This is a genomic window from Streptomyces sp. SID5469, from assembly GCF_009862865.1.
In the GTDB taxonomy this organism is placed as follows: domain Bacteria; phylum Actinomycetota; class Actinomycetes; order Streptomycetales; family Streptomycetaceae; genus Streptomyces; species Streptomyces avermitilis.
In genome coordinates this window covers 5424813-5442419 of sequence record NZ_WWIN01000001.1, presented here as the reverse complement: position 1 = coordinate 5442419, position 17607 = coordinate 5424813, and the positions used below count along the sequence as shown (strand labels likewise).

Genomic DNA, 17607 nt, shown 5'->3' with positions numbered 1-17607 from the left:
TCGTCCGGTTTGTCCCCTGGCATCTCATGGACCGGATCGTCGTGTTCCGGCCACATCGGTCTTCTGTCAGCCTTCTGACCGGGTGTTGTCAGGATCGTGGGCTTCGATGGCGTCGGCTCTTCCCCCCACCATGAGGAGTGACATGGCTGTTCCGGGTCGGTCGACGCGTGATCCGCTGAACTCGCGATCAGCGCACGGGGAGTTGTCGTCCTCGCGCTGACCTGGGCCGCGCGTGATCAGCAGGTCCGTACGTGACCTGGGGATCATGTCACCGGGGACGCGGTCGGCGGACCGGGGGCAACCCTCGCTGGTCAGCCCCGGACGCCGTAGGCTGATTGCATGACGAGGTTGATCGTCGCAGCAGGGGGAGGGGGCGACGCGGTCGCGGCCGCAACGGTCGACGCCGCCCTCTACGGCGACGGGGACCGGGCGGTGATCCTCACGTACGCGTGGGACCGCCTGCCGATCGACCCGGTTCCGGGCCCGCGAGGCCCGGACCAGTTCACCGGCCTCGAAGCGATCACCCCGGCGGTCCGGGCGGTGCCGGCCGGCGCCCGCCCGATCGCACCGGCGGGCTCCACCCTCCCGCGCCTGGCGGCGCAGCTCCCGCACACCTTCGCGCTGATCGACCCGCACCACGGCGCCGAGGGCATCACCCGCCAACTCGAGGAGCTGGTGAGCCACTTCGCACCGGAGTCGATCGATCTCCTGGACGTGGGCGGCGACATCCTCGCCCGAGGCGACGAGCCGACACTGCGGAGCCCCCTCGCGGACGCCCTGACACTCGCCGCGTGCTGCCAGGTGAACGCACCCGTCCGACTCCTGGTCGCGGGCCCGGGACTGGACGGCGAACTTCCGCTCGACGACCTGCGTGGCCTCCTCGGCCCCCTGGTCCGCACGCTCACGGCAAAGGACGTCGAGCCGATCGGCTCGGTCCTGGAGTGGCACCCGTCCGACGCCGCCGGAATGCTCGCGGCCACGGCCCGCGGGGTACGGGGCGCCTGCGAAGTACGCGACGCCGGACCGCCGGTACCGCTCACGGACGAAGGCCCGACTCTCCATGAGGTCGACGTGGACGAGGCCGTCGGCCGCAACCGGCTGGCCCGCGCCATCATGGAGACCGAGAGCCTCGACGAGGTCGAGGCGCACAGCCGCGAAATCCGCGGCTGCTCGGAGATCGACCACGAGCGCGACCAGGCGGCACGGCTCGGCGAACGGCCGTCGGCGAAGCCGGCCCCCGAGGCGGTCCTGGCCGAGCTGGGCCGGTTCGAGGCCGCGGCCCGAAGCCGCGGAGCCACCCACACGACGTTCCGCCACATCACCGAGACCCTCGGCCTCGACGGCTCACAACGCGACGGCCTCCGTCACCTGCTGATCAACAGCCGCCCGGAACAGTACGAGGCACCGCTGTGGCGCATCACAGCCGAAGCCCGAACGACCGCGGCGTGACCTACGGACCGCTACCCCTGGGCGGGCAGGTCCGGGTGGGTGCCGAGGAAGATCAGGTAGGCGACCGCCGCCACTGACCCCAGCAGGGACAGCACCCCTCCCGCCACGGCTCGCGGCCTGCTCGCCCGGCCCTGCGTGGACGCCCGGTACTCGACGCGGGCCCGCACGAGACCGGCCAGTCCCGTCGGCAGCGCGAGAAAGCAGACGAGCGTCCAGAACGGGCAGCAGAACCAGCACGCCACGGACACCCCGCCGAACCAGACCGCGAGTTCCGCCGCGTCTCGCGTCCCGTCCGGTGAGCCCACAGAAGTCATGGCCTGATCCAAGCAGGGCACTCGCGAGGTCCACGACCTGGGGGCGAGGGCCGGTTCAGGACATCCAGGCCTGCACGATCGGCAGAACACGGGCGTTGCCGTTCTTGGACTTGGCGTCGGTGGAGTTGACCGAGTAGACGAGGGTGCGCCGGATGCGCCCGTGGTCGTCGAGGATCGCCCCGATGCCGGTCGCGTAGCCGTAGCGCTCCCCGGTCTTGCCGTACGTCACGGTGCCGTCGGGCAGCACCATACGGCTCATGCCCATGGTCTGGACGGCGCCCGGGATCCCCGCGGGAACCTCCAGCATGTGCCGGAACTGAGCCCTCGGCACGATCTTGCCGCCGAACAGGGCGGTGGTGAAGCGTTCCAGGTCGGCGGTGCTGGAGATGATGTTCCCGGCGGCCCACCCGGCCGAGGCGTTCCACTCCGTCACGTCGACGAGCCCGTCGGCGGTGGCCTGGTAGCCGTGGTTGTGGGCGCCGCGGATGCGGATGTCGTCGCCGGGGAAATACGTGTCGCGCAGGTGCAGCGGGTCGAGGATGCGGCGCTGCACCTGGTGCTCGTAGCTGGTACCGGTCACCTTCTCGATGAGCAGGCCGAGGACGGTGTAGTTGATGTTGAGGTAGTCCTGCTGCGTGCCCGGGGTGAACTCCAGTGGCTTGGAGAGGGCGGAGGCGACCAGCTGCCGCGGAGTGGTGCTGTCGAAGCGGTGCGCGTACTGGTCGGCGAAGGAGTCCCCGGCGCCGTCGGCGGGCTGGATGCCGCTGGTGTGGTTGAGGAGCTGGGCGACGGTGATCGGCGGCCGGTCCGCCGGGAACAGGCCCTTCAGGTAGTCCTGGACCGGCCGGTCCAGGCCGACCCGGTGCTCGGCCACCAGCTGGAGGACGACAGCGGCCGTGAAGACCTTGGTCACGCTGCCCGCGCGGAACCGCCCGTCGGCGATCGCCTCGCGGCCGGTCTCCGTGTCGTGGACGCCGCCGACGCCGCGCCAGGTGCCGTCCTGGCCGGCCACCCGGACGACGGCGGCTGTCGCGTCGTCGTCCGGAAGGCCGGCGAGGGCCTGCCGCAGGGCGGTGCTGTTCAGGGACCCGGCACCCTGGGTGGCGCGGGCGGAGGTGCCCGCCGCTGGTGATCCGGCGTCGGCGAAGGCTGACGCGGCGGGCCCGGTGACGACCGCGAAGGCCAGTGCGGCGCACAGGGCGATACGGGTGGAGGAGTTCATCTCTGCTGCTCCAGAAGGGGAGTTGGTTGCTGCGACGACTCCCATCCTGTGGTCCGGGGGCGCGCGGCGGATCGCCGGAAGGAGCGAACTCCGGCATCCCTCCTACGGGGGAGTCAGATGCTGACCAGCCCCGTCTCGTAGGCGCAGATGACCGCCTGGACGCGGTCCCGCAGGGCGAGCTTCGACAGCACGTTGCCGACATGCGTCTTGACGGTGTGCTCGCTGACCACCATCGCGGCCGCGATCTCGGCGTTGGACAGTCCGTGCGCCAGATGCAGCAAGGTCTCCCGCTCCCGGGCGGTCAGCACGTCCAGCCTGCCGGAGACGGGTGCGGTCCTGCGCCCGCGACGGGTGTAGTCGGCGATCAGCCGCCGGGCCACCGAGGGGGCGACCAGCGACTCGCCGGCCGCCACCACCCGCACGGCGTGCACCAGGTCGTCGCGGCGCACGTCCTTGAGCAGGAAACCGCTCGCCCCGGCGTGCAGCGCCTCGTACACGTACTCGTCGGCGTCGAAGGTGGTGAGCATGATGGCGCGCACCCCGGACGAGGAGCACATCTGGCGGCAGGCCTCGATCCCGTCCGTGCCCGGCATGCGGATGTCGAGCAGAGCGACGTCGGGGGAGGTCCGGCGGACGGCCGCCACGGCGGCCGCGCCGTCGCCCGCCTCGCCGACGACCTCGATGTCGGGCTGGGCGTCCAGGATCATCGCGAAGCCGCTGCGCACCAGTTCCTGGTCGTCGGCGATCACCACACTGATCGTCACTGTGCCACCCCCGGGGCAGATCCTACGAGAGGAAGCGCGACCTCGACCTCGAAGCCCCGGCCGCCCGGCCCCGGGCCGGTGCGGGCCGTGCCGCCGTGGGCCGCGGCGCGCTCGCGCACACCGATCAGGCCGTGTCCCGGGGTGCCGCCGCCCCCGGTCGCCGGTCCGCGGCCGTCGTCCGTCACGGTGATGGTCAGGGAGCGCGGGCCGTAGTCCAGACGGGCGGTGATCCGGCTGGGGGCGGCGTGCTTGACCGCGTTGGTCAGCGCCTCCTGGACCACCCGGAAGGCCGTGGTCTCGATGTCCGGCGGCAGCGGACGTACCTCGCCCGTGGTGGCGTACGCGACGGGGACACCGCTGTCCGACACGCGCCGCACCAGCGCGGCCAGTTCCGCGAGGACCGGCTGCGGCCGGCGCGGGCCGGAGCCGTCCTCACGCAGCACGCCGAGCATCCGGCGCAGCTGCGTCATGGCGTCCCTGCCGGTCCCGGCGATGGCGTCGAACGCGGCCTCCGCCCGCTCGGGCGCCGTACGCACCGACACGGGGCCGGCCTCGGCCTGGACGACCATCAGGGCCACCGAGTGCGACAGCACGTCGTGCATCTCCCGCGCGATGCGGGCCCGTTCGCGGGCGGCGGCCTGGTCGGCCTCGACCCGTGTGGCGCGCAACTGGCTGCGGCCGAGCGCGTAGGCGCCGCAGAAGCAGAAGAGCGAGAAGAGCAGCTCACGTACGTCCCCGGTGTTCATCCGCACGCCGATGAAGATCAGCGGGCCGGACACCGTGAGGACGGCCAGGCGCCGCCGCCGGGGGGAGAGGACGGCGATCGTGTACACGGCGATCAGGGCCGCGTACGGCAGGGGCTGGCCCGGCCCGTCCAGCGTCGCTATGTACAGCATCTGGACGCCGGAGATCGCGGTGAGCACCGCGACCGGAGCCCGGCGGCGCCACAGCAGGGGCAGCACACCCAGCGCGGTGAGCCCGTACGCCGGCCAGGTGGCCGCGGGCAGCTCGGGGCCGCGCGGGATGACGAACGGCATCGTCACCGCGATCTGTACCAGCAGCGTGATCCCCGCGTCCACGACCCAGGGGCTGGCGGTCTTCAGCCGCCGTAAGAGGTGTTCCATGGCCCGACACCCTGTCAGGCGCACCGGGCCACGTCCGTCGCCAGGGTGGTCACGGGTCAGGTGAGTTCCGCCGCCAGCAGCTCGGCGGTCCTCGCCACCAGCGGGCTGTCGCTGGGTCCGGCAGCCGCGTGTTTGGTCGTCAGGACGGTCATGACGATCGGTGACCGGTTTGGAGGCCATACGACACCCACGTCGTTGGCGACCCCGTAACTGTTCCCGCCGCCCGTCTTGTCCGCCAGGATCCAGTCCGCCGGAAGGCCGGCCCGGAAACGCGCGGTGTTGGTGGTGTTGGCGATCAGCCAGTTCGTCAGCCGGGTCCGGTCCTGGGGCGGGAGGACGTCACCGAGGATGAGGCGCGCGTACGTCTTTCCGATGGCGCGGGGGCTGGTGGTGTCGGTGTCACGCCACGGCTCCGCCGAGTTCAGGTCGGGTTCCCACCGGTCGAGCCGGGTCCTCCCGTCGCCGATCGAACGGCAGAAGCCGGTGATGGCCGTGGGGCCGCCGAGTTCGCGCAGGAGAAGGTTGCCCGCCGCGTTGTCACTGTCGCTGACGGCGGCGGCGCACAGTTCCGCGACGGTCATACCGGCCGCGAGGTTCTCGGCCCTGCCGGTGACCGGGCCGTAGCCGGAGTCCTTGACGTACTGCTCCGTGTACCGGATGCGCCGGGCGAGGAACTCGCCGTCGTGATCGAGGTCCCGCAGCACGGCCGCGGCCGCCAGGGTCTTGAAGACGGAGCAGACCGGGAACCGTTCGTCCGCGCGGTACAGCAGGGTTCTGCCCGTGGCCATGTCGCGGGCGAACACGCCCAGACGGGCGGAATGCTCCCGTTCGAGTTCCCTCAGCCGCCCGTACAACCGTTCGGACCGCGCCCCGGACGCCCCTCCACCGGGGGTCGCGGCGTAGGCCCTCCCGCCCCGGGACAGGGCGGCGGCGAGCATCGTCCCCGCGCCGAGGGTCAGTACCGCGCGACGGCCGGGTCCCGGCGCGGTCCACGTCGTGTCGCCAGCCGTGTCGCCAGCCATGTCGTCGGTCATGTCGTCGGTCATGGCCTCAGGAGAACAGGCGTCCGTCGCCTCCGTCCAACATCAGAATCCGGAAGCGTCGGCCATGAGCTGCCGCGCCTGCGCCTCCGACGCGCCGGGCGGCACCACCAGCAGGTCCCACCGGCCGCGGCCCGGCGCGAGCAGGCAGGCGGTGGGCGGGGCCTGCGGCAAGTCCGTCCGGCGCACACGTACGACGTGGTCGGCGACGAGCATCCGGCCGGGCGGCGCGGACCACTCCCCGCCGTTCACGACGACGCTACTGATCTGGCCCCAGACCTGCGGCAATCCGCCGAGCAGCACGGGGAGTTCGGACATCAGGTCGTACGAGCGGGGCCACCAGGCGCCGTCGATGCGCCGGGCCTGCCGGCCATGCGGAGGCTGCACCGCGAGCCGCACGCGGACAGCGGTCGGGCAGGTGCCGGGCACAGCGGTCGGGGAGGGGCCGGGCGACGGCGGGGCCAGTGTCATCAGAACTCCTGAGCCGTGGTGAGGTGGAGAACAGTGCGGCCAGGGTCAGGGGCTGCGACCTGGATCAGGTGCGGGGACGGTCAGGAGGCGGTCTCGCCCTGGTGCGTCCGGTCGGCGGGCGGCCTGCTGCTGTCGAGCCAGGAGCGGAGCGGCCCCGCGGCCCGCGAGGCGTCGAGCGTGAGATGCAGCCGCGCACCCGTCCCCGTGACGCCCGCGGGATAACTCCGCTGCTCGCCCCCGGAGAAGAGCAGCCGGAGCGCGTCCGCGACGCGCCGGGCCGCTGCGGGGTCCTCGGAGACGAGCCGGACCTCCACCCTGCCCTGCTTGTCCGGCTGCCCGTCCACACCCTGGGGACGGTCCACAGCGTGGGGACGGTCTTCGGTCCGGGAACGGTCTTCGGCCTCGGGACGGTCGTGGGCTTCGGGGCGGTCGTCGGCCTCGGCACGGTCCGGGCGGTACGTGGCTTCGGATGTCATAGGGCGGAACCTGCCCCGGACCGGAGCGGCCCGTGTCTGCTGCGCGACTGAGGACGAGACCGGCGCGGAAGCCGGCATACGACATGCCCTCGGTAGCCCTCACCGTACTCCTGCGCCCGTAACAGCCGTTCCGGCGCGATCGACCGACTCAACGCCCAGCACGCCGAAAGGATCGCCGTGCGCACCTACAGCAGCCTCCTGCCCGACCGCCGGGACGGTCACGGCACGGCCCCAGCGGCCGCACGGCAGGACCAGCCCGGGACGGCGGGCGCCGGCGAGCGGCACGACCATCGCGACGGAGGCCGCGGCCGCTTCCCGGCGCGCCGTCGCCGGAGCCGCACCACGCACAACGAACGCTGAGCGGACGAGGTCAGGCCGTGGAGGATTCCTCCTTCCAGGCCTGCGCAAAATCTGCCATGGCGAGAGTAGACATTGGATCTCGATGGCGTTAGGGTTTCTGCTGTAGCCAGACATCGAGTGGGCGGGGCAGACACGAACTGCCCCGCGTGCAGGTCCAGCAGAACGCGGCCCCGGCGGCCGCGCACAGAACGCCAGATTGCCCCGGAAGATAGGAGCGAACGCCATCAGGATCGCCCGGGTGAGGCAGTGTCCACCCGGGTACCGCAGGCCCCAGAACGGAAGGTGGTCCCCGGTCACGCATTCGCGATCCCCGCATCCCCGCCCCTTCGGGCGTCGTTGCGGAAACAGAAGGCCGGCGCTGTGACAGGCCGGTAGATGGTGTTGAACCCTTCGGGGCCCGGGTGCCAAAGCGTACCCGGGCCCCTCGATGCGTCCCCGAAACGAAGGTGCTATGCCCGCTGAGAACTCTCCCGTCGTCGACAGCCTCGACGACGACGACTACCCCGCCTACACCATGGGGCGGGCCGCCGCCATCCTCGGCACCACCCCCGCCTTCCTCCGCGCCCTCGGCGATGCCAGGCTCATCACTCCGCTGCGTTCGGAAGGCGGCCACCGCCGCTACTCCCGCTACCAGCTGCGCATCGCCGCCCGCGCCCGCGAACTCGTCGACCAGGGCACCCCGGTCGAGGCCGCCTGCCGCATCATCATCCTCGAGGACCAGCTCGAAGACGCCCTGCGCCTGAACGAGGAAATGCGCCGAAGCAGCGACCAGCCCACCGCGGACGAAAGCTCCTGAACGACACGGCACGAGCGGCGATCGCACCCACCCGCGCCTGGGATGGCGTGCGCCCGCCGGGGCCAGATATCTAGTGCGGCTACTGAAGAAATGCATGCGGTGCGCCGTGAGATTCCAGGCACCGGGCGGATCGGAGCACCCAGACACCCCACAGACACCCGGAGCCGCCACCTCGACCTGTGCTACCGTGATAACAGTTGCAGTTTTGGTTACCAGAGACTTTGAGTGCTCTCCGACCTTCGTCGACGGGCACTCTTTTTGTTTCCGGATCTTTCCGGAAGCTTTCCGGGCGTAATCATCGCGGCGACTCCGGGTCTGCAAGGTGCGGACTCCGGGCACTGCCCCTAAGGGAGATTCAATATGGCATCTGGCACCGTGAAGTGGTTCAACGCGGAAAAGGGTTTTGGCTTCATCGAGCAGGACGGTGGCGGCGCTGACGTGTTCGCCCACTACTCGAACATCGCCACCTCCGGCTTCCGCGAGCTTCAGGAGGGCCAGAAGGTGAACTTCGACGTCACGCAGGGCCAGAAGGGCCCGCAGGCCGAGAACATCGTTCCCGCCTGACGCTGACGCGTACTACATGGCCGGGGCCCGCACTCTTGGGGTGCGAGCCCCGGCTCATTGCTTTTTCCGCGCGCCGTCGACTCACCCCGAGTGAGTCCGGGCCGGCTGCGCGGGCAGTGAGCGAACGACAAGCTCGACTGCTCGTCCGACGGCCGGACCGCACCACATCCCCGGCCGGACGGAATCCCGCCCCGCCCCTCGCGCCCGAACAACCGCCCGCCGCTCTTTGATCAACGCGCAGCGCGGCGCTCCTGTCATGGCGAACCGGACCACCACTCCCGGCCCGGATCAGTTTCGCTTTTTTACTTCGGCTCAGTCTTGCGAATCCTCATGCGGCCTTTCGCCGCTGGACGGAATTCCTCGATACGTGCCGCATCGAGGAAGGTTCCGCATGAACCGCACAGCTCGCACGAACAATGGCTCCGGCCGCTCCCGTACGGACGCGGGCTCCGGCGGCTCCGCCCGGGGCAACCGCTTCCGCTCGCAGGGAACGGGTGGCCGCCAAGGCGCCCCCTCCCGCTCGGCCAAGTCCGGACGGAACGGCCGCGGAGGCCGTCCCGCCGCGACCGGCGGGGAATTCGCACTGCCGGTCACCCTCACCCCGGCCCTGCCGGCGGTCGAGGCGTTCGCCGCTCTCGACATGCCCGAGCGCCTGCTGACCGCGCTCGGCGCCGAAGGCGTGACCGAGCCGTTCCCGATCCAGGCCGCGACGCTGCCGAACTCGCTGGCCGGCCGGGACGTCCTGGGCCGCGGGCGCACGGGCTCGGGCAAGACCCTCGCCTTCGGGCTCGCCCTGCTCGCCCGCCTGGACGGACAGCGGGCCGAGCCCCGGCAGCCGCTGGGACTCGTCCTCGTACCCACCCGCGAACTGGCCCAGCAGGTCACCGACGCGCTCACCCCCTACGCCCGCGCGCTGCGCCTGCGGCTCACCACGGTGGTCGGCGGGCTGTCGATCGGCCGCCAGGCGAGCGCCCTGCGCGGTGGGGCCGAGGTCGTCGTCGCGACACCCGGACGGCTCAAGGACCTCATCGACCGGGACGACTGCCGGCTGGACCGCGTCGCCATCACCGTCCTGGACGAAGCCGACCAGATGGCCGACATGGGCTTCATGCCGCAGGTGACCGCCCTGCTCGACCAGGTGCGCCCCGACGGCCAGCGGATGCTGTTCTCGGCCACCCTGGACCGCAACGTCGACCTCCTGGTCCGCCGCTACCTGCACGACCCCGTGGTCCACTCGGTCGACCCGTCCGCGGGCGCCGTCACCACGATGGAGCACCACCTGCTGCACGTGCACGACACCGACAAGCACGCCACCACCACGGAGATCGCCGCCCGCGACGGACGAGTGATCATGTTCCTGGACACCAAGCACGCGGTGGACCGGCTGACCAAGAACCTGCTGTCCGTCGGTGTCCGCGCCTCGGCCCTGCACGGCGGCAAGTCCCAGTCGCAGCGCACCCGGACCCTCGCCCAGTTCAAGGACGGCCACGTCACGGTCCTGGTGGCCACCAACGTCGCCGCCCGCGGCATCCACGTCGACAACCTCGACCTCGTCGTCAACGTCGACCCGCCGAGCGACCACAAGGACTACCTGCACCGCGGCGGCCGTACCGCCCGCGCCGGCGAGTCCGGCACCGTCGTCACCCTGGTCCTGCCCCACCAGCGCCGCGAGATGACCCGCCTGATGGCCGACGCCGGCATCACCCCGCAGACCACCCAGGTCCGCTCGGGCGAGGCCGAGCTGAGCCGCATCACCGGGGCCCAGGCGCCCTCGGGCGTGCCCGTCACCCTGACGCCCCCGCCCGCCGAACGCCCCGAGCGCTCGGGATCCTCCAGCCGTGGACGCCGTGGCCGCCCCGCCCAGGCCCGCCGCCGCTCCTCCGCCCCCTCTTCCTCCTCCGCCAAGGGGCGAAGCAGCCGCTGAACGACGTCACGCCCGGACCCGCCACGGGAGGTTCCGGATGCCCACCGCCACGCCGCTGGCGGTAGGCTCCTGATCCATGTCGCACCCTGATGATCTGCTCGTCGACATCGCCGCCCTGGTCGAGTCGGAGCAAAGCAGTCAGATGTCCCTCACCGTGGTGGTCCCCGGAGCCGTCATCACCGGACGGCTGGCCCCCGAGACCATGTGGAAAGAGCGCGTGGCGGAAGTGCTGCGGGACTCCGAGAAGCTCGGGTTCTTCTCCGCCGTGTTCACCGCGTCCGGCAGAGGCGGTGAACCGCCGCGGAGCGGTGCCCGGCCCACGCACCTCCACTTCCACGTCGCACGGATCCTCCAGGGGAGCTTCGGCATCCCCGACACCGGCGGCATGTACCGCGTCGCCCTGGCGGACGTGAGCGCCTGGACCATCGGGGACATCGGCTACTCGGACCAGTGAGCCCGCGCCGCCGGACCGGTGGCGGACAGAAGGAAACGAAGCGCGGCCCTGCCCCGGTGGGGCAGGGCCGCGCTCGTCACATCAGCGGCCGTCGAGCGGCGGCAGGCGCAGCAGGTCGGTGATCGTGCGCAGGACGCCGTTCTCCGTGTGGGACGGGGCCATGTGGCGGGCCCGGCGCAGGACGTCCGGATGGGCGTTGGCCATGGCGAAGGACCACTCGGCGGTGTCGAGCATCCCGAGGTCGTTGAGGTAGTCGCCGAACACCATCGTCTGGGCGGGTGTGATGCCCAGGTCCTGCTGGAGGCGGCGGATCGCCGCGCCCTTGTCGGCCGTGAGGTTCATGATGTCGACCCAGTGCTCACCGGAGACGACGACCTGGTGGGTCGCCGCGAACGGCTTCAGGGCGGGCGCGGTCGTACGCTCCGCCGGCCCGAAGTCGAAGACCGCCACCTTGATGATCTCGTCCTCGACGGCGGTCACGTCCGGGACGGTACGGAGCAGGGCGTAGTACTTGCGCGCCTCGGCGAGGAACGCCGCATCGGTCCGCTCGACGTACGCCGACTTCTTCCCGCAGACCACGGCACCCACGTCCGCGCCGTCCGCCACGAGCTGCCGCGTCGCCCCCACGACCCGGGCGGCGACGGCGCTGTCCAGCGGATCGGAACTGAGCTCCACGCCGTCGCGCACGACGTACGTGCCGTTCTCCGCGATGAACACCATGCCCTGACCCGCGTCCGCGAACTGCCGTGCCAGCGTGGCGTACTGGCGGCCGCTCGCGGGGCTGAACAGCACGCCACGGCTGCGCAGTTCGGCCAGTACGGACCACAGGGCGGCGGGGAGCCGGCCGGCGCCGTCCAGCAGCGTGCCGTCCATGTCGGTGACTATGAGCCTGATGTCGGGCGCGCCCGGGTGGGGGTGCGGTGCGGCGGGGGCGGAGGGAGAAGTGGACATGTTCCGTTCCTGTGCGGGGCCTGCGGGAGCGCTGGGTGCGGTCGGCTGTTCGTAGGCGTCGACGTAGTGCACCTGGCGGCGGCCCCCACGGCGGGACCGTACGAGGCCGGCGGGCTTCCCCGCGTCTGAGCGGCTCAGTCTAGTGAGCTGGTTTTGAGTTCTGCCGTCGCCACTTGAGTCGTGTTCCGTTTCGGATCGGGGCTTGGTCGGTGACGGGGCTGGTGGTTTGCGGTCTGCTGTGGGGATGGGCGACAGCAGGCTTGCGCCGCTGGTGTTATCCGATGCCGAGCGGCGGATGTTGCAGGGATGGGCCCGGCGCCGGACGACTGCTCAGGGCCTGGCGTTACGGGCACGGATTGTGCTGGCCTGCGCGGACGGCGGCAGTAACACCGCGGTTGGCCGCGCGGATGGGCGTCAACCGGGGCACGGTGACCAAGTGGCGGGCGAGATTCCTGCGCGACCGGTTGGACGGGCTGGCCGACGAGCCGCGCCCGGGGGTGCCGCGCACCATCACCGATGCCCAGGTGGAGGAGGTGGTGGTGCGCGCGCTGGAGGAAACCCCCAAGGGCGCGACGCACTGGTCGAAGCGGGAGCTGGCCAGGGCCGTGGGGATCTCCCCGGCGAGCGTGCTGCGGATCTGGCACGCCTTCGGCTTGCAGCCATGGCGGACCGAGACCTTCAAGATCTCTCCGGACCCGCTTCTGATCGACAAGATCCGTGATGTCGTCGGCCTCTACCTCGCCCCGCCGGCCAACGCTGCGGTGTTCGCGGTGGACGAGAAGCCGCAGATCCAGGCTCTGGAACGGACGGCACCGGTGCTGCCGATGCTGCCCGGAGTGCCCGAGCGGCGCAGCTTCGACTACGTCCGGCATGGCACGGTCGATCTGTTCGCCGCCCTGAACACCGCGACGGGCAGGGTGATCACGAAGCTGTCCGCGCAGCACCGGGCCGTGGACTTCCGGGACTTCCTCGACGAGATCGACCGCCAGACCGAGCCCGGCCTGGCGGTCCACGTGATCTGCGACAACCTCTCCGCCCACAAGGCACCGGTGGTGCACAAGTGGCTGCTCGCGCATCCCCGGTTCCGCCTGCATTTCACCCCCACGTACTCGTCGTGGATCAATCAGGTCGAGCGGTGGTTCGCCGAATTAGAGCGGCGCTGCCTGGAGCGCGGAGTGTTCTGCTCGCTGGACAGCCTCAAGGCCGCGCTTGAGGAATGGATCAAGGTCTGGAACGAGGAGGCCCGGCCGTTCAAGTGGACCAAGACCGCCGACCAGATCCTCGACCGGATCTGCCGTTACTGCTCACGCATCTCCGAACCAGCTCACTAGGTGGCCGGGCACGGCATCAGTGCTCCGTGATCTCCGGGCGGATGGGCGTCGGCCGCCCATGGGTGCCCATGGTGCGGCGGGCCGCGCCCCGCCTTCGGGAGCGGGCTGCCTCTTCGGTGCCGCCAAGGCTCCCGTCGCCCTGCTCGGACCGGCGGCGCACCCCCGACAGCAGGCGCCGCATCCCGGCCACGTGTCCGCCCGTCGCGATGACGAGCCACCGGTAGAGGGCGCCCGCCGGGCCGGGAAACGCGGCCCGGCTCTCGGCACGCACCCGCGTCCGGCCGGGACCGGCCGCTTCGAGACGGAAGATCAGGGCGTACGACGAGAAACGGTGCCGTCCCATCAGTACCAGCTCCCGCCCCGGAGCGGCGGCGGCCACCCGGAACCCGGGAAGCGTCGAGCCCTCCGCGAGCGGCCGCGGCCCGCCCGCCGTACGGTCGGCGCATCCGACGAGCCGCGCGTAGCCGGCCGCGCCGGGACCCGAGAAGGACCGGTCCAAAGTGGCGCCAAGACCCCGCCAGACGTCCTCGGCCTCCGCCGCCACGACCATCGTGTGCTCATCGACGTACGGCAGTGCGGTGACGCGCATCAAAGCCTCCGTGAAAGCCTTCGGCCCGGCCGGTGTGCCTCCAGTCTCCCTCCCCGACCGGCCCCAGCCACCGGCCGGGACCGCCGCGGTGCCCGGTTTTGAGCTCCGGTTGACCAACCAGGCAGAACATTGACCAGGCGCGGGGAAATCGCTTGCCCATGCGGTCGTAAGTTCGGCGGCATGCCGTCTCGCCCCCCACAACTGCCGGTTCTCCCCTATCGCAAACCCACCCGGGGGCGCGACTACTGGATCATCGACGACGTCCTGCCGGACGTGGACGCTGTGCGGGCCCGTTGTCTCGCCAAGGACGAATGGACCGAAGGCCATCCCTACAAGCCCGAGAGCTGGCCGGGCCTGCGGACGATGCCCGGCCTCGAACCGGGCGAACTCGCCCGCGTGGAGCGGCTGGTGAAGAAGGCGACCGGCGCTCGGAGACTCTGGCAGGAAGCGGCCCCCGGCGGCGGCACCCTCAACCACAACTGCGTTCAGGTCGTCGGCAGGGACGAGGGCGAGGTACGCCCGCACACGGATTCGCGGGCGCTGTGCCGATATGCCGCGGTGCTGTATCTCAGCCCGAACGTCCCCAAGGACTGCGGCACGAGCTTCTACCGGCAGAGCCTGCCGGGGGGTGTCCTCGGCGGGAACATGGTGACGGCGCCGCACACCAATCTGGTCGAAGCGCTGGGCACGCGGTACGTCTCGCCCGACGCCTTCGTCGAGGACGTACGCGTGCCGCAGCGCTACAACCGGCTGCTGCTCTACACGGCCAACATGATGCACAGCGCCACCGGTTACTGGGGCGTCGACCTGGAGGAGAAGCGCATGACGGCCGTCTTCTTCTGGATGGCCTGAGCCTCACGGCTCCCGTGCCGGATGCCGGCCGGGCCCCGGACGCGGGACGCCGGGCCCCGGACGCCGGTCAGGACGGTGTGAGCGGAAGATCGTCCGTGTACGCGTTGACCGGCGGGGAGATCCTGGTCGTCCGCCGGACGTCCAGGGCCGCCTCGGCGGACCTCGTGCCCAGCGCTCCCCGGGGGTGCCAGGTGCCGGTGACGGACACCCAGGTGTTGGCCGGCAGCGCGGCGGTGCCGTACATGCGGACCTTGACGGACTGCGAGTCCGCGGCGCAGCAGGTGAAGATGATCCGGGTCAGGTACCAGCCGCCGCCCTGTCTGCCGGGCGTGACGAACCCGGTCATACGGACGTCCCGCCCCTTGATGCTCCGCTCGCGGTCCTGCCGCACCCGGGCGGTGAAGTCCGTGAGGGTCATCGGCAGGGGCGAGGTCGCGGGCAGCGGGTCGAAGCGCTTCTGCTCCTGCACCACCGCGCTCTGGTCGCCCGCGCGCGACGCGGTGTACGCGCCGAGGGCGGGCGGCGCGAAGAAGAGCAGGCTCAGCGCGGGCAGGAACAGCAGCCAGGCGATGCGGGGCGCGGCGGAGTGGTCGTGCCCGTGGCCCCCGTACTCGTGCCCGTGGCCCTCGTGCTCGCGCTCGAGGCCCTCGTGTGCCTGGTCGCGGGCGTGTCGGCCGTCGGCGCGTCTGCCGTCGAACGCCGCTGCCGCCAGGCCCAGGACGAGGAGCAGCGCGCCGGAGGCGATCAGCAGGGGGCGTACGCCCTCCTTGACGTAGCGCAGGCAGAGGTCGCTGAAGAGCGAGGCGTGCAGCAGACCGAGGCCGCTGAGGACCAGCAGCAGCACCTGTGCGGGGCGCTTCACAGCAGACCACCCCCGACCAGCGCGCCGCCGACCAGCACGCTGCACCCGACCGCCACGACGGTGGTGGCGGCGCTGAAGCGGACGGCGAAGGCCCGTCCGAAGGTGCCCGCCTGAAGGGCGATCAGCTTCAGGTCGACCATCGGGCCGACCACCATGAACGTGAGCCGCGCGGTGGGCGAGAACCCGGTGAGCGAGGCGGCGACGAACGCGTCGGCCTCGGAGCAGACCGCGAGGACGACGGCCAGCCCGGCCAGGAAGAGCACGGAGAGCCAGGGCGAGCCGGAGAACGTGTCCAGGACCGAGCGCGGCACCGCGACGTTGAAGGTGGCCGCGGCCATGGCTCCCAGGACGAGGAAGCCGCCCGCGTGCAGGAAGTCGTGCTGGAAACCGAGGCGGAACTCGGTCCGGCGACTGTGCCCCGGCCGGTGTCCGGTGTGCCGGACGGCGGCGCGCAGCCACTCCTCGCGCCCCAGCCAGAGCCACAGCCAGCCCATCACCGCGGCGGTGACGAGCGAGGCGAGCAGCCGGGCCAGCACCATCGCCGGGCTGCCGGGAAACGCGACGGCCGTGGCGGTCAGGACCACGGGATTGACCGCGGGGGCGGAGAGGAGGAACGCGAAGGCGGCGGCCGGGGTGACGCCCCGGCCGATCAGGCTGTTCGCGACCGGCACCGACGCGCACTCGCAGCCCGGCAGGACGACACCCGCGGCACTGGCGACGGGGACGGCGAGCACGGGTCGCTTGGGCAGCACCCTGGTGAACACCTGCGCCGGTACGAACGCGTTGATCGCACCGGACAGCACCGTGCCGAGCAGCAGGAAGGGCAGCGCCTGGATGGTGATGGCGAGGCAGACGGTGCGCCAGGCCCCGACGGCCGGGGCGTCGAGCCACCGTGGGCCGATGCCGGTGAGGGCGGCGGCCACGGCGAGTGCGGCCAGCGAGAGGCCGATCGCCGTGAACCGGGCGGTGCGCGGACGGCGGGTCGCGGGCCGCCCCGGTGCTCCGCCGGGCGCCGGCACGGTCACGGCCGACACTTCCACCACCTCGGCCATTTCATCCGTTTTCTGCATGCTCGCTCCGATTGTCGGATGTTCGGATCGAACATACGGGGACCGGTACGCCACCCCCGGCACCGCCACGCGCACGCGCCGCAGGAGCCCCCTGTCGGCCCGGGTACGGGTGCGGGGGGGCGCGGGGCGGGGCGTCAGCCGTCGGTGCCGTCGCCGGGGACGGCGTCCGCGGCGGAGGTGTGCCAGTTCGTGACGATCGGCCTGTCGACGATGATGGCGCCGGTCTTCAGGGAGACGGGGTTCGGGTCGTCGTTGCTGGCACTGACGATGATGCTGGTCAGTTCCTTGCCGTAGTCGTTGTTCGTGGTCTTCGGGTTCACACCGGCGTACGCGACCGTGGATCCGCTCAGCGTCACCGGATCGCCGGCCACCTGCTCGGCGTTGCTCGCCTCGGTGCCGTCGGAGCCGAACGCCACGACCGGCAGATCGCCGGAGAGGACGCAGGTGATGCCCGCCTTGGCTTTCGCCATGACCAGGATGTAACCGCCGGCCTGCGACTCCGAACGGGAGCTCCAGGTGAGGTCGTTGGTCCCGCAACTCTGCCCGTAGCCGCTCTTGTCGCCGCTGCCGCCGGAGGACGAGGACGAAGAGGACGACGACGAAGAGGACGAAGAGGACTTGGAGTCGTCGGAGTCGGCGGAGCCCGACGACGAACCGCCGTTCCCCGTCCCCTTGTTCCCCGTGCTGCCGGTACCGCCGGTACCGCCGGTCGCCGTGCCGTTCGTGTCGGTGCCCTTCGCCGGGGCGCCGGTGGAGGAGCCCGCCGAGGAGGCCCCGGAGGCGTCGTCGGAGCCGTTGCAGGCGGTGAGCGACAGGGCGGCCACGAGTGCGGCGGCGGCCAGGGTGACGGTGCGGATGCGGTGCTTGCGCATGGGTGTTCTTCCCCGTTCACAGGTCTGTTCCACGAGATCCGGCCGACCCGGATCCGCTGACAGGTCACAGCTTGCGGAGCCCGCCGCAACCCGCGCAACGATCTTCGGAGGACACGGGACGC

At 71.5% G+C, this 17607-nt stretch carries 19 protein-coding genes and 1 pseudogene; 8 read left to right on the top strand and 12 right to left on the bottom strand.

The window, feature by feature from the left end:
- Window positions 1-339 precede the first annotated feature (339 nt).
- A complete protein-coding gene (locus GTY58_RS23300; protein WP_010985882.1) occupies window positions 340-1449 on the top strand; it encodes a DUF1152 domain-containing protein in 1110 nt (369 codons plus the stop codon).
- Window positions 1450-1460: 11 nt separating this feature from the next.
- Here GTY58_RS23300 and GTY58_RS23295 read toward each other — a convergent pair whose 3' ends face one another.
- The 7 genes from GTY58_RS23295 to GTY58_RS41700 form a co-directional block, all read right to left on the bottom strand.
- Window positions 1461-1763, bottom strand: coding sequence for a hypothetical protein (locus GTY58_RS23295; RefSeq protein ID WP_037649170.1), 303 nt, complete (start codon window positions 1761-1763; stop codon window positions 1461-1463).
- A gap of 55 nt (window positions 1764-1818) precedes the next feature.
- Window positions 1819-2985 (bottom strand): serine hydrolase domain-containing protein, encoded by a 1167-nt coding sequence (locus tag GTY58_RS23290; protein WP_010985880.1) that lies wholly within the window; start codon window positions 2983-2985, stop codon window positions 1819-1821.
- 113 nt (window positions 2986-3098) lie between these two features.
- The gene (locus tag GTY58_RS23285; RefSeq protein ID WP_010985879.1) at window positions 3099-3749 is read right to left on the bottom strand and encodes a response regulator transcription factor; all 651 of its coding nucleotides are present in this window, start codon (window positions 3747-3749) and stop codon (window positions 3099-3101) included.
- The gene (locus tag GTY58_RS23280; protein WP_037649076.1) at window positions 3746-4873 is read right to left on the bottom strand and encodes a histidine kinase; all 1128 of its coding nucleotides are present in this window, start codon (window positions 4871-4873) and stop codon (window positions 3746-3748) included. Before GTY58_RS23280 ends, GTY58_RS23285 begins: the two co-directional genes overlap by 4 nt.
- A 56-nt stretch (window positions 4874-4929) precedes the next feature.
- Window positions 4930-5895 carry a class A beta-lactamase gene (gene bla / locus GTY58_RS23275; protein ID WP_010985877.1) on the bottom strand — a complete coding sequence of 322 codons (966 nt, stop codon included), beginning with the start codon at window positions 5893-5895 and terminating at the stop codon, window positions 4930-4932.
- Between the two features lie 63 nt (window positions 5896-5958).
- A complete protein-coding gene (locus tag GTY58_RS23270; RefSeq protein WP_010985876.1) occupies window positions 5959-6384 on the bottom strand; it encodes a DUF5994 family protein in 426 nt (141 codons plus the stop codon).
- Between the two features lie 80 nt (window positions 6385-6464).
- Window positions 6465-6860, bottom strand: a complete 396-nt coding sequence (locus GTY58_RS41700; protein WP_306292864.1) for a hypothetical protein — start codon at window positions 6858-6860, stop codon at window positions 6465-6467.
- Window positions 6861-7037: 177 nt separating this feature from the next.
- On the opposite strand from GTY58_RS41700, the gene GTY58_RS23260 reads away from it, so the two are divergent.
- The 5 genes from GTY58_RS23260 (at window position 7038) to GTY58_RS23240 (ending at window position 10958) form a co-directional block, all read left to right on the top strand.
- Window positions 7038-7220 carry a hypothetical protein gene (locus tag GTY58_RS23260; RefSeq protein ID WP_010985874.1) on the top strand — a complete coding sequence of 61 codons (183 nt, stop codon included), beginning with the start codon at window positions 7038-7040 and terminating at the stop codon, window positions 7218-7220.
- 451 nt (window positions 7221-7671) lie between these two features.
- A complete protein-coding gene (locus tag GTY58_RS23255) occupies window positions 7672-8016 on the top strand; it encodes a MerR family transcriptional regulator (RefSeq protein WP_010985873.1) in 345 nt (114 codons plus the stop codon).
- Between the two features lie 360 nt (window positions 8017-8376).
- On the top strand, window positions 8377-8580 hold the full coding sequence (locus tag GTY58_RS23250; RefSeq protein WP_010985872.1) for a cold-shock protein: 204 nt from the start codon (window positions 8377-8379) through the stop codon (window positions 8578-8580).
- A 391-nt stretch (window positions 8581-8971) separates the two neighbouring features.
- The gene (locus GTY58_RS23245) at window positions 8972-10504 is read left to right on the top strand and encodes a DEAD/DEAH box helicase (protein ID WP_010985871.1); all 1533 of its coding nucleotides are present in this window, start codon (window positions 8972-8974) and stop codon (window positions 10502-10504) included.
- A 76-nt stretch (window positions 10505-10580) separates the two neighbouring features.
- Window positions 10581-10958, top strand: a complete 378-nt coding sequence (locus GTY58_RS23240) for a hypothetical protein (protein WP_010985870.1) — start codon at window positions 10581-10583, stop codon at window positions 10956-10958.
- Between the two features lie 81 nt (window positions 10959-11039).
- Here GTY58_RS23240 and GTY58_RS23235 read toward each other — a convergent pair whose 3' ends face one another.
- Window positions 11040-11909, bottom strand: coding sequence for a Cof-type HAD-IIB family hydrolase (locus tag GTY58_RS23235; protein ID WP_037649074.1), 870 nt, complete (start codon window positions 11907-11909; stop codon window positions 11040-11042).
- Between the two features lie 244 nt (window positions 11910-12153).
- Here GTY58_RS23235 and GTY58_RS23230 point away from each other — a divergent pair.
- Window positions 12154-13240, top strand: a pseudogene (locus GTY58_RS23230) (IS630 family transposase).
- A gap of 16 nt (window positions 13241-13256) precedes the next feature.
- Here the strand turns inward: GTY58_RS23230 and GTY58_RS23225 are convergent.
- Complete coding sequence (locus GTY58_RS23225) at window positions 13257-13829, bottom strand: hypothetical protein (RefSeq protein WP_063774017.1); 573 nt, start codon at window positions 13827-13829, stop codon at window positions 13257-13259.
- 180 nt (window positions 13830-14009) lie between these two features.
- On the opposite strand from GTY58_RS23225, the gene GTY58_RS23220 reads away from it, so the two are divergent.
- Entirely contained in the window at window positions 14010-14681 is a 672-nt protein-coding gene (locus GTY58_RS23220) for a DUF6445 family protein (RefSeq protein WP_037647800.1), read from the top strand.
- 67 nt (window positions 14682-14748) lie between these two features.
- Here GTY58_RS23220 and GTY58_RS23215 read toward each other — a convergent pair whose 3' ends face one another.
- From GTY58_RS23215 to GTY58_RS23205, 3 genes are all read right to left on the bottom strand, one after another.
- Window positions 14749-15543, bottom strand: coding sequence for a TIGR03943 family protein (locus tag GTY58_RS23215; RefSeq protein WP_037647797.1), 795 nt, complete (start codon window positions 15541-15543; stop codon window positions 14749-14751).
- Window positions 15540-16613 (bottom strand): permease, encoded by a 1074-nt coding sequence (locus GTY58_RS23210; protein ID WP_037647794.1) that lies wholly within the window; start codon window positions 16611-16613, stop codon window positions 15540-15542. The genes GTY58_RS23215 and GTY58_RS23210 overlap by 4 nt, the downstream gene beginning before the upstream one ends.
- A gap of 134 nt (window positions 16614-16747) precedes the next feature.
- Window positions 16748-17485 carry a DUF4232 domain-containing protein gene (locus GTY58_RS23205; protein ID WP_037647791.1) on the bottom strand — a complete coding sequence of 246 codons (738 nt, stop codon included), beginning with the start codon at window positions 17483-17485 and terminating at the stop codon, window positions 16748-16750.
- Window positions 17486-17607: the final 122 nt, after the last annotated feature.